We start from the raw sequence: 13,849 nt of genomic DNA, 5'->3' as shown, positions 1-13,849 counted from the left end.
GGCGGCGTCGGCACGCGTTCACAGATCCGATAGTCCGGCACATGCAGCGTCCGCGAACCCTGGGTGAACTGGTTGTGCAGGCTGCAATCGGCGAAGGTCCTGGTGATGTTACCGAGGTTGTTGGCGAGCGCATCGGTCGGCTGCCACGCCGCCTGGCTGCTGATGTCCAGGTGGGGGCGGTCGACCCCCTCGCGCAGTGCACGGTACGCGTCCCCCGCCGACGACTGGTTTTGGAGCAGGTCACGCTGGGCATTCTGGCCCGCCTTGACGGTGGCGCCGTGATTGCCGAAGTAGGCGCCGAAGGCCGCGCTGTTGCCGGCGTTGCTACCGGGAAACAGCGTCTGGATCGCGATGGGACCCCCGGCGTTCGCCGGGAACTGCACCGAACCGCCCGACGCGGTTGGGACCGTGGCGGTGGTGCGCGTCTGCGTGCCGATGGCGGCACCCGCTTGGGCGGCATCGCGAAAGGCATCGCCCCACACCAGCGCCCAGGGGGTCCAGCTGACCGAGAGGCTCACGACCGCCACGATCAGGCGGCGACCCCAGACCCAACCGCCTAACCTATTCATAGATGGCACAGCAGTCACTCCAACGCCACAACAGATACAGCTGGTGCTCACCGGGCCCGGGGATCGTGCGTGACTCCCCCCAGGTGAAGGTACTTTGGCCGATCACGTGGGCCTTTTGCGTCTCAGGCAGCGGGTAGAACATCGTGAGCTTGTAGGCGCTCTTCTTGACGAAGAAGTCGATGGGGGCCTTGCACACGGCATCATTGCCCATGGTCCGCCGCGCCATCCCCCGCCGGTGCAGCGCCGCCAGCGAGCGCGCCGCCGCCAGGCTGGTCTCGCGCGGGTCCGATCCCAGGTTCGGTTGCACGCCGGTGAAGGGATAGAGATTCCCCCAGGTGCCGGCACACCAGAACAGCGAGTCGATGGGCGACCCCGCGGTGGCGGCCGTCGCATCGGCGAGACAGGCGGCCTGGGCCACCGGATTGGCGAGCCAGGCGGCCTCCGGGTTGGTAAAGAACGCCAGCTCGCCGTTGTTCCAGGTCGGATCGAGTTCGGACAGGTACAGGATGTCGAAGTCCGTCAGCCCGTCGGCGTTGCATTTCCGGTCCCAGAACAGATCGAGCAGGATCAGCAACGGAAACGAGTACCAGTGGTAATGCCAGAAGGCGACATCCGTGGAGTCGTAGGCGCTCTTGCCTTCGGTCCCGATCAGGCGGCGGCTGCCCATGGGCAACCGCGAACCACCCAGCGCGGCCGAACACCCCGGGGCGTGGGTCAGCTCGATGATGCGCGCCGGCTCCCACATGCCGATGGTGAAGCCGGCCCCGGTGGCGCACCCGCAAAAGGCGGAGGTCGCCGCCCCGGCCGGGACCTGACCGCCGCCGATGGGCAGCCCCGCGATGCGCACCGGGAACAGGCAGGCCCAGCAGATGTCGGTGATCAGCTTGCCGGAGAACAGGTCCGCACTCGGACACCCGGGATCGGCGGCCTGGCTCAGCCGCGGCGTGGTGCCGGCGAGCGTGAGGCAGACACCCAGCCACATCCTCAACAACGACCGCCCGTGGCCGGGTAACCTGGTATTCGCCAACGCGCTCATGGTTTGGACTCCACTGGCTGCCCCATCGGCAGGCGATCGGGCAGTACCTCATGGACGACGAACACCCGCCCCCGGGCTTCGACCAGCGCGGGCACGCGCTCCAAGCCGAAGCGGGTGCGCACGTCGGGTGTGAGGAGATACACCGGCTCATCGAGTCGGTCCTCGACGGTGCGCAGGCCGTCCCAACCCTGGTCGCGGTCGAACGCGGTCGCCAGGTACAGCGGGCGCTGCGGACTGTCGGTCTCACCCAGACGGTGGGCGGTCTCCACCTGGCGCGGATCGGATGCATCGAAGACGATCAGGCGGTGAGTGAAGGGCACATGGTCCAGCGGATTGACGCTCGCGCCGACCTCAATGACCTTGGTCCCGTCGGGCAGCACCACGTCGGCGCTGGCGGTGACGGTCGGATCGATGGTGCGCTCGCGCGGCTCGGTGACCACGGGCAGGGTGTCGAAGGTCGCGCGCTGCCAATAACGCTTGATCGCCCCTTCGCGCAGCGCGTCCATGTCCAAGGCGGCCACCCGGCGTTGCAGCTCCTCGATCAGGTCCACCTCGCTGATCGCCACCGCGGGGCCGCGGACGCCCAGGTCACCCCGAGCGCCACCCTGGATCTGTTCGCGTAGCCAGGCGGGCGCGGTCAGCCCTGTCACGCGGGCCAGTTCGCCGTCGGGACCGCGGGCGATCAGCAGCGGGACCACGGTCGCACCGGCCTCGCGAAACACCGTGGGGTCGATCTCGACGGCCGGCACCGGATCGATGCCATCCAGGAGGGCATGGATCTCTTTGATCATGTCCATCAAGCGCTCGCCGGGGGCGACACCGCGAAACAGGAACCGCACGTCCTGGCCGGCGGCCGCGCGGAAGATGGCCCGCAGCGCGTCGGTCCCGAGGCTGCGGGAGACCAGGACGGTGTAGGTAACACCGGGCGGCTCGGCCGGACGCGCCATCGGCTCGGCGACGTCCTGGCCGGTCCCGCACAGTTGTCCCAAGTCCTTGCAGGCCGACACCGCCGGTGGGGCCTCCTGCATCCGCGACAGGATCTTACGCCCCAGGTCGTCACCGGCCGCGGCTCCCGCCGTCTCAGGCGCCAGGCCCAACCAACTGGGCGGTGGCGTCGTGCGCGCCGACGCGTCGAGCGCTTGCGCCTGATCCCGGATGGCGCGCAGTCCCATTGGATCGGCATTGGGGGCCGCATGCACCGGGTGCGCGAGGGCAAGGATCAGTGCAGCGCCAGCGCTAAAAGAGCGCATACGCCCTCCCGCCGATCTGGACGATCGCCAACGGTCCCCAATAGCGCGAGTCGAAGCTGTCAGGTGTATCCCCCATCAGCCACACCGCACCGTTGGGCAGAATCACCTGACGGGCGAAGGCGTCCGGCGGCTGGTGCAGGGTGGCGGCCAGCGCGAGCCCGGTGCCCACCGTCACGCCGTTGACCGTGGTCCGCTCGGACGTGACAGTCACCTGATCCCCCGGCAGCCCCCTCAGCCGTTTGACCACGCGCTGGCCGGGACCGAAGAACGGGGCCATCGAGTCACCGGCGAAGAAGCCGTAGGTCGCACCGCGGACCAGTGCCCGGTCATGCCGGTCGATCAGCCACACGCTGTACGGCGGCAGGCACTTCTGCACCTGACTGTCGATCCCGACCCGGAAGCGGGTGCCCAAATAGAGCCCGAGGGCCGCCAGGACCAAGAGGCCCAGTCCGGCGCGGACGACGAAGGGCCGGGAGGCCATGCGGTTCGTCACGGACGGCCCCTGAGTTCGGCCGGTGGCGGCGCAGTGCGCAGGAACAACCCGGCGGGCGCGGCAACGACCGCCTGCGGATCAAGCACCAGCACGCCGCCATCGGCCAGGCGGCGGGCAAGGTCCCGTTGCCGAATGATCGCCGGACCGACCTGCGTGGCCGGCAACCCGCGCAAAGCCGCCGCGGAGTCGATGATCAGCACGGGCGGACGGGTGGCGAGTTCGCCGAGCAACGGGCGCACGGCCAGGAGCGCGCCGAGATAGCCGCTCGCGAGGATGGCCAGCGCCATCACCAGCAGCAACCACCACCCGGAACCCCGCGGCCACGACATCCACACGGGCTTGGGCGCAGGCATCAGCATCTTATCCATCGGCTTGATTCCCCAACAGTTGGTTGATCGCGTCGCGCACCGAGTGACCTTCCTGGCGCAGCTTGCGAATGGCGGCCACGTCGTTCGGACGGGTCGAGTATAGGAGCCGGCGGAAGGGGTCCACCACCAGCCGGCCGATCCCCGCCCCGCGGTCGGTCAGGGTCATGATTTCCGAATAGGCCCCGGGGACGGTGTGGACCGATTTGAGCAGTTCGACCCCGCCCGCCGTCATCGGCAGGCGGTTCTCCGCGTGGAGTTGGTCGATGGCCTGCGAGGGTTGCGCCAGCAGCAGCGTGTGGGCGCTGTTGTCGGCGATGGCCCGCCCGGTGGGGTTGTTGTAGAGGTCGTTGAGCGATTGGGTGACCGTGATCGCCGCGCCGTTGTACTTGCGAAAGCGCCGGTAACCGGCCTCGATGAACTTCGCTACATCGCCGTGGGTCAGCAGGTCCCAGGCCTCGTCGATAAAGACCAGCTTGGGCTGACCGCGCTCCCCCAGGTACATCACCTGCTGGATCTGATAGATCAGGATCAGCAGGATGACCTGCTGGAGGTGTTTGCGCCCCTTCAACTCTTCGAGCTCCAGCACCACCAGGTTCGCCTCGAACTGGATGCTGTTGGCCCCGGAGAAGAAACGGCCGTACTCGCCCTGCGCGGTGAACGGATAGAGCTGCTCGCCCACATCGCGCAGGCGCGTATCCTCGGCACCGGCGAGTTCGCCGGCGATGGCGTCGATGTCCATCGCGGCGCCCATCCGATCCCAGACGGCCTTGAGCACCCGCTTGAGCCCGGCGCTCTGGATGTCGAGCAGCGGCTGGGTCGGGGCGGCCATGGCCGTGACCAGGGCACAGACCACATCGGCCCCCTCCTCCCAGCTACCGATGAGGCCGAAGGGGTTCACCGAGAGGTGCGCGTCCCGGGTGAAGGCCACGAACTGCCCGCCCAGCGCCTCGCACAGATTCTCGTAGCTGCGCCCCACGTCGATCACCCAGCAACGCCCGCCCACGCTCAGGTTGGTGGCCAGGAGTTCGTTGGCGAGAAAGGACTTTCCCGACCCGGAGGACGCCGCGACCACGGCGTTGTAATTGGTGGCCGAGTCGAAGAGGTTCAGATCCATGAGCTGTCCCGCGCGCCCCACCAGGTTGAGCACCGGGCTGCCCGTTCCCTTCCAGTCGCCGAACACCGGCATCAGGGTGGTGGCATGGCTCGAGGCCATCGTGCGATAGCGCATCATGTGGGGGATGGCGTCACGGTCCGCGCCGAACGGCAGACAGTGCAGGAACAAGGGCAGCGGGAAGAACTGATCGGGCATCACCTGGAAGCCCAACTCGCGCCAATAGGTCCGCAGGTTGGAGCCGGCCGCGGTCGCCTCGTCCACCGGCGTGAAGAGGACGATCCCGAGATAGCACTGGATGGGGCGGTCGCCGTTGTCCAGGCAGGCGAACAGCCCGTCATAGCCCGCCTTGGTCTGACCCAGGGTGGGCAGGTAGTGGGACAACTGCCCCATGGCCTGGTGGGTGGCCCATTGCCGGCTGGCCGCGAGCTTGGTGCGCATGGCCTCGGGGTCCGGAAAGCGCACCGACAGGGTGATCAGGACGTTGTGGCGGATGCCCCGCGTGCCGGACACCACGTCGCCGATATAGCGGGCGGCCATGCCGAAGGCGATGCGGTCGGGAAAGCGCTTGACCGAGAAGGTCTGCGCCCGGTGCGTGCCGAGCGTGATGCCCTTGGCATCCACCTCCAGCGCGTGGGTGAGGTCGATGAACTGCTCGCGGATGAGCCGGTCCGGATCGCACTCGGGCACGATCCGGTCGCGCCAGCCGGCCTGAGGGTCCCAGTTCAGCAGGGTCGACTCTCCGACGGCCAGTCCAGGTTCATCAACACTGACAGCCGACCGGCCTGCGCACGCTCGGCGTTGGAGAGCGGCTCGCAGACGAAGCCCAGGGACAGGTCATCCAGGACGAAGAGTTGCTGGTCGGGTTCATAGGCCAGTACCGCAAAGAGTTCGGCCGCACGCGAACCCGGTCATTCAGTCCGGCAACTTGGTATGAAGCGGGTTGCATTCGGCACCCCCGGTGCCGGCAAAGGTTGGGTGGGACATCAGCATCAGTATGGCCACGAACGCCAAGCAGAAGTTATTCGAATTCGATTGGATCGTCGAGATTTTCGCAGAAGTCTTGCTTTGAGGGCTCGCTGGTTGAACCATCGGCGAATTTTGCGCGAATCCACTGGTTACAGCCCGAGTCATTGGCAGTCGAGGCCCAAGTCAACTTCGCCTTTTCACCTGCCGCGATACCCTTGCCAACATCGAAGTTACCCCAAGTCTTCTTGTCTTCGGAAACCTGAAGCTTCACGATGGCCGAGTCAGTCTTGTTCTTGACAAAGAAGTAATAGTCTCCGGCAGCCTGGGCGCTGGTGTTCGCCAGCATGAAGACGCCGCTGGCGAGCGCTGCGGCCATGATCAGTTTGATGCTGCGAGTGGTTACCATGAATGTCTCTCCGGAAAAACGCGGGGTTATCACCCAGCCATGACCCATGAAATCTGGCGGGCATCGGGGATGCCGTTGAACAGCACGGCCCCATAATACCCGACTGCGACGATCTGGTACAGTGGCAACTCCAATGGCGGCCCACTACGAGGTCGCGCCATGAAGGGGCCATGCGGCCTCGATCGCAACTTCGTCCAGCGACCTAACAGGCACAGAGCGCCCAACACAGGCGTAACTCCGCCGCAGCGCTGTGCGAGCCCAGCGTGCGCTGTCAACCCCGGGCGAGCGCTGCCGCCCCCGACGCCGGGTTTCGGCGGCCCGGCCGAAATGACCGGGTAGCAACAGCCCTCACCGCACGCTGCCACCGCCGAGCAGCGTGAACACCCGCAGGAGGCCGTTGGCCACACTCGTCCCCAAGCGGTCGGCAAAGCTCTCGAAGAGGTCCTTCTTTTTCGTATAATCAATCAAGGTCTCGGCGCCGACCACGTCACGGGCCACTGAACTTGCAGTGCCCAGTCCATCCACCAAGCCCAGTGCAAGCGCCTGGTCGCCGCTCCAGAAGAGTCCGCTGAATAACTCGTCCCCGCCCTTGAGGCGATCACCGCGGCCGGTCTTCACCGCGGTGATGAATTGCTGGTGCAGGTCATTGAGCACGCCCTGGATGAATTGCCGCTGGGCTTCGGGGAGCGGAGAGAAGGGATCGAGGATGCCCTTGTTGGCGCCCGCGGTCAGCAGTCGCCGTTCGACCCCAAGGTCTTTCATGGCCTGCTCAAAGCCGAAGCCGTCCATACGCACGCCGATGGAACCGACCAGGCTCGCCTTGTCGGCATAGATCTTGTCCGCGGCCACCGCAATGTAATAGGCGCCGGAGGCGCAGATATCCACGGCCACGGCATAGACCGGCAGATCATGGCCCTTATCCTTCTTGTACTTTTCCTTGAGCCGGCGGATTTCGTCGTTGATGTAGCCGGATTGGACCGGACTGCCGCCGGGACTGTTGATGCGCAGGACGACGCCCTTGACGTGCTCCGCCTTGAAGGCGTCGCGCAGCGCCGAGATCACCCGGTCGGCGCCCGCCTCGCCGTCGGCTGCGATGGTCCCCTTTACCTGGATCAGTGCAGTGTGCTCCTTTGCGGTTTTGAGCCCATTCCAGGCGTTGCGCGACAGGGTAAAGCCTAAGATGCCGAGCAGATACAGCAGGATCAAGAGCTTGAAGATGTTACCCCAGCGCCGGCCGCGGCGCTGGTCTTGCAGGTGCTCCAGGGCAAGGCGATTGATCAGCGCGCGCTCCCAGTCCGGATCCCCGGGGGCGGGCATGGGCTCGGCGCGGCGCCGCCAGAATTTCCAGTTCATGCGTTCTTACTCACGGGTGACAGGATCGGGTTGCGTCTGGCGCAGCCACTGCGGGATGGCGCCCAGGCTATTCAAACAGGCCAGCGGCCGCAGGGCGAGCAGGCGCTCCGGGCTATGCACCCCGTAACTTACCGCCAGGGCACCGGTGCAGGCATTGGCGGCCATCTGCAGGTCATATTCGGTATCGCCGACCATCAGGGTCTCGGCGGGTCGCACCCCCAGCACCTCCATGATCTCCAACAACATCTGGGGGTGCGGTTTGGAGAAGCTCTCATCGGCACAGCGGGTCGCCTGGAAATACCCGGCGAGCCCAGTCTCCGCCAGGGATAGATCGAGGCCGCGGCGGCTCTTACCGGTGGCCACGGCGAGCAGGTAGCCCTGGTCACTCAGCCACTCCAACGTCTCCACTGCCCCCGGAAACAGGGCCGAAGGGGTGGGATTGCCCCCCAGGAAATGCCGCCGGTAATGGTCGGCGACCACCTGTCGCTGCGCCGCATCCGCCGCCGGCCACAAACGCGCCATGGCATCGTCCAATCCCAGACCGATGATGTCGGCCGCCGCCGCCGGGCTGGGCGGCGGCTGACCAACATCCACAAAGGCGGCCTGGATACAGTCGACGATGCGCGCCTGGGAGTCCATCAGGGTGCCGTCCCAGTCGAACACAATCAGGGCGAAGCGCATCAAGACAAGTCCCCGTCCCGGCTGGCGTCCGCTTGGCCATCCGCCAGACGTGCCAGGACATCCTCCAGTTCAGGTGCCAGCGGCGCCTCCACCCACAGCGGTTGTTCCATGTACTCGGCGCGAAAGCCGACCGACGCGGCGTGCAGGAAGAGCCGTCCGAGCCCCACCGCCTTGAGGCGCCGATTGGCCTCGAAGTCGCCATATTTCGGATCGCCCGCCAATGGGGTGCCAAGGTGGGCGGCATGGACGCGGATCTGGTGGGTGCGCCCGGTGATCAGGCGCGCCTCGACCAGGGTCACGACCCCCGCCTCCGCCGCCGGTCCGGCAAACGGCAGACTGCGCAGGCGCCGGAAAACGGTCCGGGCGGCCTTGCCCCCGGCGCGGTCCACCTTGACCACCCGCTCGCCGCCCTGATCGATGTTCTTGGTCAGGGCGGCATCCACCGTCACCTCGTCCTGCGGCAAGTCCCCCAGGATCAGCGCCAGATAGCGCTTGTCCATGCCGCCGGCCCGAATCAGGCGGTGCAGTTCACGCAGCGTCGAGCGGCGCTTGCTGATCACCAGGGCGCCGGAGGTGTCGCGGTCCAGCCGGTGCACGAGTTCCAGTTCCGCCCCCGGGCGCAGTTGCCGCAGCGACTCAATCAGCCCGTAGGAGAGCCCGCTGCCGCCATGCACCGCGAGCCCGGCGGGCTTGTCGATTACCAGGAGTCGCTCGTCCTCGAACAGCACGGCCCCGGCCAGACCCGCCAACTGGCTGTCGGGCGCCCGCACCACAGCCTCGGGAGCCGGCGTGCGCACGGGCGGGATACGCACCAGGTCGCCGGCCTGCAACCGGTAGTCGGCCTGGATACGGCCCTTGTTGACGCGCACCTCGCCACGGCGCAGGACCCGGTAGAGATGGCTGCGCGGCACCCCCTTCAAGTGCCGCAGCAGAAAATTGTCGATGCGCTGCCCCGCGGATTCCGCATCGACGCAGACCATGGCCACCACGGGGGTTGGTGGCGCGGCCGCGGGCTTGGCCGGGCGGTGGGCTGGCCGCGCAACCGGACCGGCAACCGACTTGGACCGCAGCGCCGCGGGGCCCTGATCGGAACGTGGGGCTGAGCGGGACTCAGTACGGGCATCCGCACGGCGGGCGGGGCCGGAGCGCGAACGGGGATGGGAATTAGGGGGGCGCGGGTTCAACGCCTTTGCACCCTGACCTGCGGTTCAATTGCTGGCATAAGGTTTCACTGTTAGTATTGGTTAATGCGCAGACGAGCGAAAGATTCAAGAACATTTTCGTGAGCGGCGAGCGCATCCCGGGTGCAGTGCGCACCGCGTCGGCCACCGGCCGCTGGTCACTGATCGGCCCCGGCGGGTTAGGGTTCCTGAGGCTGGTTTAAGGTGCCGGTGCTGCATGTCCGGCAGCGGTGCGTACCGCGGGTTGCCGCGGATTCTACACCCTGACCGCCCCCACGCGCCCTGGCCTGGCAACGTCACGCACACCCGGACCCCTCACTCGCCGCTCCAATGGCGGGACGCCGCCCCGAGCGGGGGCGTCCCAAGCAACGCGGGCAAGCCAACCGCTTCCCGTAACCCGTAAGTATCGGACGCGCATGTCCCTACCCGGTGCGGCCCGCGATCGTCGCGGCCCACCGGTCAGACGCCCAACACTGTGGCGCCGCCGCCCCTGACGCGGCAGCGCCTGGCCAGACAGACCCGGCGGCGGCACTCGAAGCCCCCGCGCGTCTGCCCGGCCCGACCGGCGGCGAGACATGCGCCCTGGAAAAGAAGGAACAATATGAAAAGAATGCTGATCAACGCGACTCAGCCGGAAGAGTTGCGGGTAGCGACCGTCGACGGTCAAGTGCTCTACAACCTCGATATCGAATCCCCCGGCCGCGAACAGAAAAAGGCGAACATTTACAAGGGCACCATCACCCGCGTCGAACCGAGCCTCGAGGCCGCCTTTGTCGACTACGGCGCCGACCGGCACGGCTTCCTGCCGCTCAAGGAGATCTCCCGCACCTATTTCGAACCCGACACCGCCAAGCCCGGCTCCCGCATCAACATCAAGGAAGTGCTGCGCGAGGGCCGCGAGGTCGTGGTGCAGATCGACAAGGAGGAGCGCGGCAGCAAGGGCGCGGCGCTCACCACCTTCGTCTCGCTGGCCGGGCGCTATCTGGTGCTGATGCCCAATAACCCGCGTGCCGGCGGGGTGTCGCGCCGCATCGAGGGCCAGGACCGCAGCGAACTGCGCGACGTGATGAGCCAGCTCAACATCCCCGACGACATGGGGCTCATCGTGCGCACCGCCGGGGTCGGCAAGAACACCGAGGAGCTCCAGTGGGACCTGGACTACCTGCTCCAGCTCTGGCGGGCGATTGAGTCCTCAGCCGCCGAGCGCCGGGCGCCCTTCCTGATCTATCAGGAGAGCGACGTCATCATCCGCTCCATCCGCGACTATCTGCGCGCGGACATCGGGGAAATCGTGATCGACGACCGGGCCGTCTACGAGCGCGCCGAGGCCTTCATGCGCCAGGTGATGCCGGGCAACCTGAAAAAGCTGCGGATCTACCAGGACGAGGTGCCCCTCTTCACCCGCTACCAGATCGAAAGCCAGATCGAGACCGCCTTCCAGCGCGAGGTGCGCCTGCCCTCCGGCGGCTCCATCGTGATCGATCACGGCGAGGCCCTGACCGCCGTCGACATCAACTCCTCGCGCGCCACCAAGGGCGCGGACATCGAGGAGACGGCGCTCAATACCAACCTGGAGGCGGCCGACGAGATCGCCCGCCAGTTGCGCCTGCGTGACTTGGGCGGGCTCTTCGTCATCGACTTCATCGACATGACCCCGCCCAAGAACCAACGCGCGGTGGAGGACCGGCTGCGCGATGCCCTCAAGCATGATCGCGCCCGCGTTCAGGTGGCGCGCATCTCGCGCTTCGGGCTGCTGGAGATGTCGCGGCAGCGGCTGCGGCCCTCACTCGGGGACTCCACCACCAATGAGTGCCCGCGCTGCCACGGCCAGGGCAAGATCCGCGGCGTCGAGTCGCTGGCCCTGTTGATCCTGCGCATCATCGAAGAGGAGGCGATGAAGGACAGCACGGAGCGCATCATCGCCCACTTGCCGGTGAGCGTGGCCACCTTCCTGCTCAACGAGAAGCGCCGGGCCGTCCTGGACCTGGAGGCCCGCCAGGAGGTCCAGGTCCTGTTGCTGCCCAACGAGCACATCGAGACCCCCGACTACCAGATCGAGCGCCTGCGCACCCAGGATCTCAGCAAGCAACCGGACGAGCGGCCGAGCTATGAGCTCGGCAGCGCGCCCCAGTCGGGCGCCGCCGCCCACACCCGCGCGAGCGAGCCGACCCGCAGCGAGGAACCGGCGGTCAAGTCGATCACCCCGTCCTCCCCGGTGCCGACCCGGGAGCCGGCGCCCGAGCCGGAACGCGCCGCTGACACGCCCTGGTCGGCCCGCGCCCCCGAGCGCGAACCCGCGCGCTACAGCGATCCCGAAGAGACCCCGACCGAGGACCGTCCGGCCACTGAGAACCTGCTCAAACGCATCTGGACCGGGCTCTTCGCCCCGCGCTCATCGGACCCCTACGCGCCGGCCGAGCCACCGGCACAACCGGCACCGCCACCGACGCCGGAGGACCGGGGCGGGCGTCCCGAACGCCCCGCCCAAGGCGGTCAGCGCCGGCCCGAGCAGGTCCAGCGGCCACGTGGTGAACGGGACGGGCGCCGGGAGGAGCGGTCGGGGACCACGGGCCAGGGGCAAAGCCAGGGCCGCAGTGAGGCGGACCGCCAGCGCAATGGTGGGCGGGGCCCTGACCGGCAAGGGGATCGGCAAGGAAATCGGCAAGTTGAGCGACCGGCGGAGCGGCCGGATGACGCGATCGGCAACCGCCAGTCGCCCGCTCGGGCGGACGAAGCGGTTGGCAACCGGCAGTCGGCACGACCGGTCGACGGGACTGTTCAGCGCGGCACCGGCCAACGTGGCCAGCCGCGCCCGGACGGGGCGCCGGCCGAAGGCGCAGAGCAGCCGCGAGAGCGCCGCGAGGGTGAGCCACGCAGCCGCCGGGGCGGTCGCGGTCGCGGCCGACGCGATGAGCCGGGGGTGAACGGCGAGCCGCGCGCCACTGGGGGTCCGCGGGAAACAACCGCCGATGCGAGTCGGGATGCCACCCGGGACGCCCCCAGTGGGAGTGATCGCGAGCCGGCGAGCGCGGACCAGCCGCCGCGGGTCCACCCGCATCGGGAGCGTCCCGGTGCACGGCGGTCCGAGACCGACCGGCCCACCGCCCGGGGCGAGCCGCGGGGCGCACCGGCAGACCAGTCCGGCCTGGACGCGGCAGCGCCGGTGACGAGCCTGTATTCCACCCGACCGACCGATCGCGGGTTTGAGGCCCCAGCCACGCTGCCGACGCCGCCAGTACCGGAGTCCCAGCCCGGGCGGCCGGTCGTCACGGAAGACAGCCACTGGAGCGACGACGACTTCGACACCTACCCGGTCTATCCGACGGCCACGGCATGGCCGGCGGAGCCGACGCTCCCCGCACCCGCGAATGACACGCTCGCAGCAGGCATGGGTGAGTACGACGCCGATGAGCGCGACGGCGCCCATGCGAACGAGGCGGAGAACGAGGCGGAAAACGGCCCTGAGGACGACGCAACCGGGCTCGCACCGTCAGAAGAACGCCCCAGGTCCTCCCGGCGCCGCCGCGGGGGCCGCAATCGGCGCCGTCCGGGGACGGAGGGGACCGGGGCGCCAGCGGCGGACGGGAGCGCGCCGGCCGAGGACGACACCGACGCCGGAGACTGGTCCGACGCCGGGGCGGAACCCGGTTCAGAACCCAGTTCAGAAGCCAGTGCCGAAACGCATCGTGCACTTGATGGGGAACCGGAATCCGCACCTAGGTCCCCAGCGCCTGAGGCGCCACAGTCCAGCACCGTGGCAACGCCCGCCGCACCGGCCCAGGAGAGCGGGGACCAAGCGGACCCGGTCACAGCCCAGGACACCCCGCCAGCGCAGCCCGCCGCACCAGTCGAGCCCGCGCTCGCCCCGGTCGAGCCGACGACGGTTGAACCCCCGGCCGCGCCGCACGAGCCGAACGAGCCCCTGGGATTGGCGGCGGCGCAGCCGCAGGTGCACCAGCAACCCCAGGCCCCGGAGGAGCCGGCGGCGCCACCGCTGGTGGCCGCCGCGCCAGTACCGCCGGAACTGCCACCGCAGGCATCCCTGGAGCTGCCCCCGGAGTTGCCCGCCGCACAACCTACCGAGCCGGCGCCCCTGGAGATACCGGCAACGCTGCCGCCGGAGTTCACCCCCGAGCAACCTGAGCAACAGCCACCGGCGACACCGCTGGAGATGCCGCCGGAGTTGCCGCCGGAGTTGCCGCCGGAGCAACCTGCTGAGCAGCCGCCCCTGGAGAGACCGCTGCAACTGCCGCTGGAGCTGCCCCCCGAGCAACCACTGCCGCCGTCCCCAAGCCTGCCCCCGGAGATCAAGCAGGAATCGGCCGGCTGACTGGGCGTCGCGGCCGGGGGCCGCTCCTACGTCGTAGGAGCGGCCCCCGGCCGCGACGAACCTCGGCACCGCGCCCCAATCGCCCCAAGTCCGGCATTTGTT

9 protein-coding genes and 2 pseudogenes are annotated in these 13,849 nt (G+C 68.3%); 1 reads left to right on the top strand and 10 read right to left on the bottom strand.

What is annotated here, in order from left to right; translation table 11 throughout:
- The 10 genes and pseudogenes from QZY44_RS08645 to QZY44_RS08600 form a co-directional block, all read right to left on the bottom strand.
- Nucleotides 1–569, bottom strand: a pseudogene (locus QZY44_RS08645) (conjugal transfer protein TraN); the annotation flags it as partial.
- Nucleotides 562–1,551 (bottom strand): TraU family protein, encoded by a 990-nt coding sequence (locus QZY44_RS08640; RefSeq protein WP_295445091.1) that lies wholly within the window; start codon nt 1,549–1,551, stop codon nt 562–564. The pseudogene QZY44_RS08645 and the gene QZY44_RS08640, both read right to left, overlap by 8 nt.
- A gap of 50 nt (nt 1,552–1,601) precedes the next feature.
- Nucleotides 1,602–2,855: a TrbC family F-type conjugative pilus assembly protein gene (locus QZY44_RS08635; protein WP_295445088.1), complete on the bottom strand. Its 1,254-nt coding sequence runs from the start codon at nt 2,853–2,855 to the stop codon at nt 1,602–1,604.
- Complete coding sequence (locus tag QZY44_RS08630) at nt 2,842–3,348, bottom strand: S26 family signal peptidase (protein ID WP_295445086.1); 507 nt, start codon at nt 3,346–3,348, stop codon at nt 2,842–2,844. The genes QZY44_RS08635 and QZY44_RS08630 overlap by 14 nt, the downstream gene beginning before the upstream one ends.
- The gene (locus tag QZY44_RS08625; RefSeq protein WP_295445083.1) at nt 3,345–3,716 is read right to left on the bottom strand and encodes a hypothetical protein; all 372 of its coding nucleotides are present in this window, start codon (nt 3,714–3,716) and stop codon (nt 3,345–3,347) included. Before QZY44_RS08625 ends, QZY44_RS08630 begins: the two co-directional genes overlap by 4 nt.
- Nucleotides 3,709–5,735: pseudogene (locus QZY44_RS08620) on the bottom strand (DUF5934 domain-containing protein); the annotation flags it as partial. The pseudogene QZY44_RS08620 and the gene QZY44_RS08625, both read right to left, overlap by 8 nt.
- A 113-nt stretch (nt 5,736–5,848) precedes the next feature.
- The gene (locus QZY44_RS08615) at nt 5,849–6,202 is read right to left on the bottom strand and encodes a hypothetical protein (RefSeq protein ID WP_295445080.1); all 354 of its coding nucleotides are present in this window, start codon (nt 6,200–6,202) and stop codon (nt 5,849–5,851) included.
- Nucleotides 6,203–6,550: 348 nt separating this feature from the next.
- Nucleotides 6,551–7,555 carry a S49 family peptidase gene (locus QZY44_RS08610; protein ID WP_295445077.1) on the bottom strand — a complete coding sequence of 335 codons (1,005 nt, stop codon included), beginning with the start codon at nt 7,553–7,555 and terminating at the stop codon, nt 6,551–6,553.
- 6 nt (nt 7,556–7,561) lie between these two features.
- On the bottom strand, nt 7,562–8,236 hold the full coding sequence (locus tag QZY44_RS08605) for an HAD-IA family hydrolase (RefSeq protein WP_295445074.1): 675 nt from the start codon (nt 8,234–8,236) through the stop codon (nt 7,562–7,564).
- Nucleotides 8,236–9,216, bottom strand: coding sequence for an RluA family pseudouridine synthase (locus QZY44_RS08600; protein WP_295445071.1), 981 nt, complete (start codon nt 9,214–9,216; stop codon nt 8,236–8,238). The genes QZY44_RS08605 and QZY44_RS08600 overlap by 1 nt, the downstream gene beginning before the upstream one ends.
- A gap of 802 nt (nt 9,217–10,018) precedes the next feature.
- On the opposite strand from QZY44_RS08600, the gene QZY44_RS08595 reads away from it, so the two are divergent.
- Nucleotides 10,019–13,747: an Rne/Rng family ribonuclease gene (locus QZY44_RS08595; protein ID WP_295445068.1), complete on the top strand. Its 3,729-nt coding sequence runs from the start codon at nt 10,019–10,021 to the stop codon at nt 13,745–13,747.
- Nucleotides 13,748–13,849 lie beyond the last annotated feature (102 nt).

Source organism: uncultured Thiodictyon sp. (assembly GCA_903837595.1).
Lineage (GTDB): Bacteria > Pseudomonadota > Gammaproteobacteria > Chromatiales > Chromatiaceae > Thiodictyon.
Note: the sequence above shows the minus strand (reverse complement) of the source record. Positions and strands in the feature narration are given on the sequence as shown.

Excerpts from the sequence above, each read along its gene's own strand:
- QZY44_RS08640 (WP_295445091.1), bottom strand. The coding sequence starts at position 1,551 with ATGTGGCTGGGTGTCTGCCTCACGCTCGCCGGCACCACGCCGCGGCTG.
- QZY44_RS08635 (WP_295445088.1), bottom strand. The coding sequence starts at position 2,855 with ATGCGCTCTTTTAGCGCTGGCGCTGCACTGATCCTTGCCCTCGCGCAC.
- QZY44_RS08625 (WP_295445083.1), bottom strand. The coding sequence starts at position 3,716 with ATGGATAAGATGCTGATGCCTGCGCCCAAGCCCGTGTGGATGTCGTGG.
- QZY44_RS08615 (WP_295445080.1), bottom strand. The coding sequence starts at position 6,202 with ATGGTAACCACTCGCAGCATCAAACTGATCATGGCCGCAGCGCTCGCC.
- QZY44_RS08610 (WP_295445077.1), bottom strand. The coding sequence starts at position 7,555 with ATGAACTGGAAATTCTGGCGGCGCCGCGCCGAGCCCATGCCCGCCCCC.
- QZY44_RS08605 (WP_295445074.1), bottom strand. The coding sequence starts at position 8,236 with ATGCGCTTCGCCCTGATTGTGTTCGACTGGGACGGCACCCTGATGGAC.
- QZY44_RS08600 (WP_295445071.1), bottom strand. The coding sequence starts at position 9,216 with ATGGTCTGCGTCGATGCGGAATCCGCGGGGCAGCGCATCGACAATTTT.
- QZY44_RS08595 (WP_295445068.1), top strand. The coding sequence starts at position 10,019 with ATGAAAAGAATGCTGATCAACGCGACTCAGCCGGAAGAGTTGCGGGTA.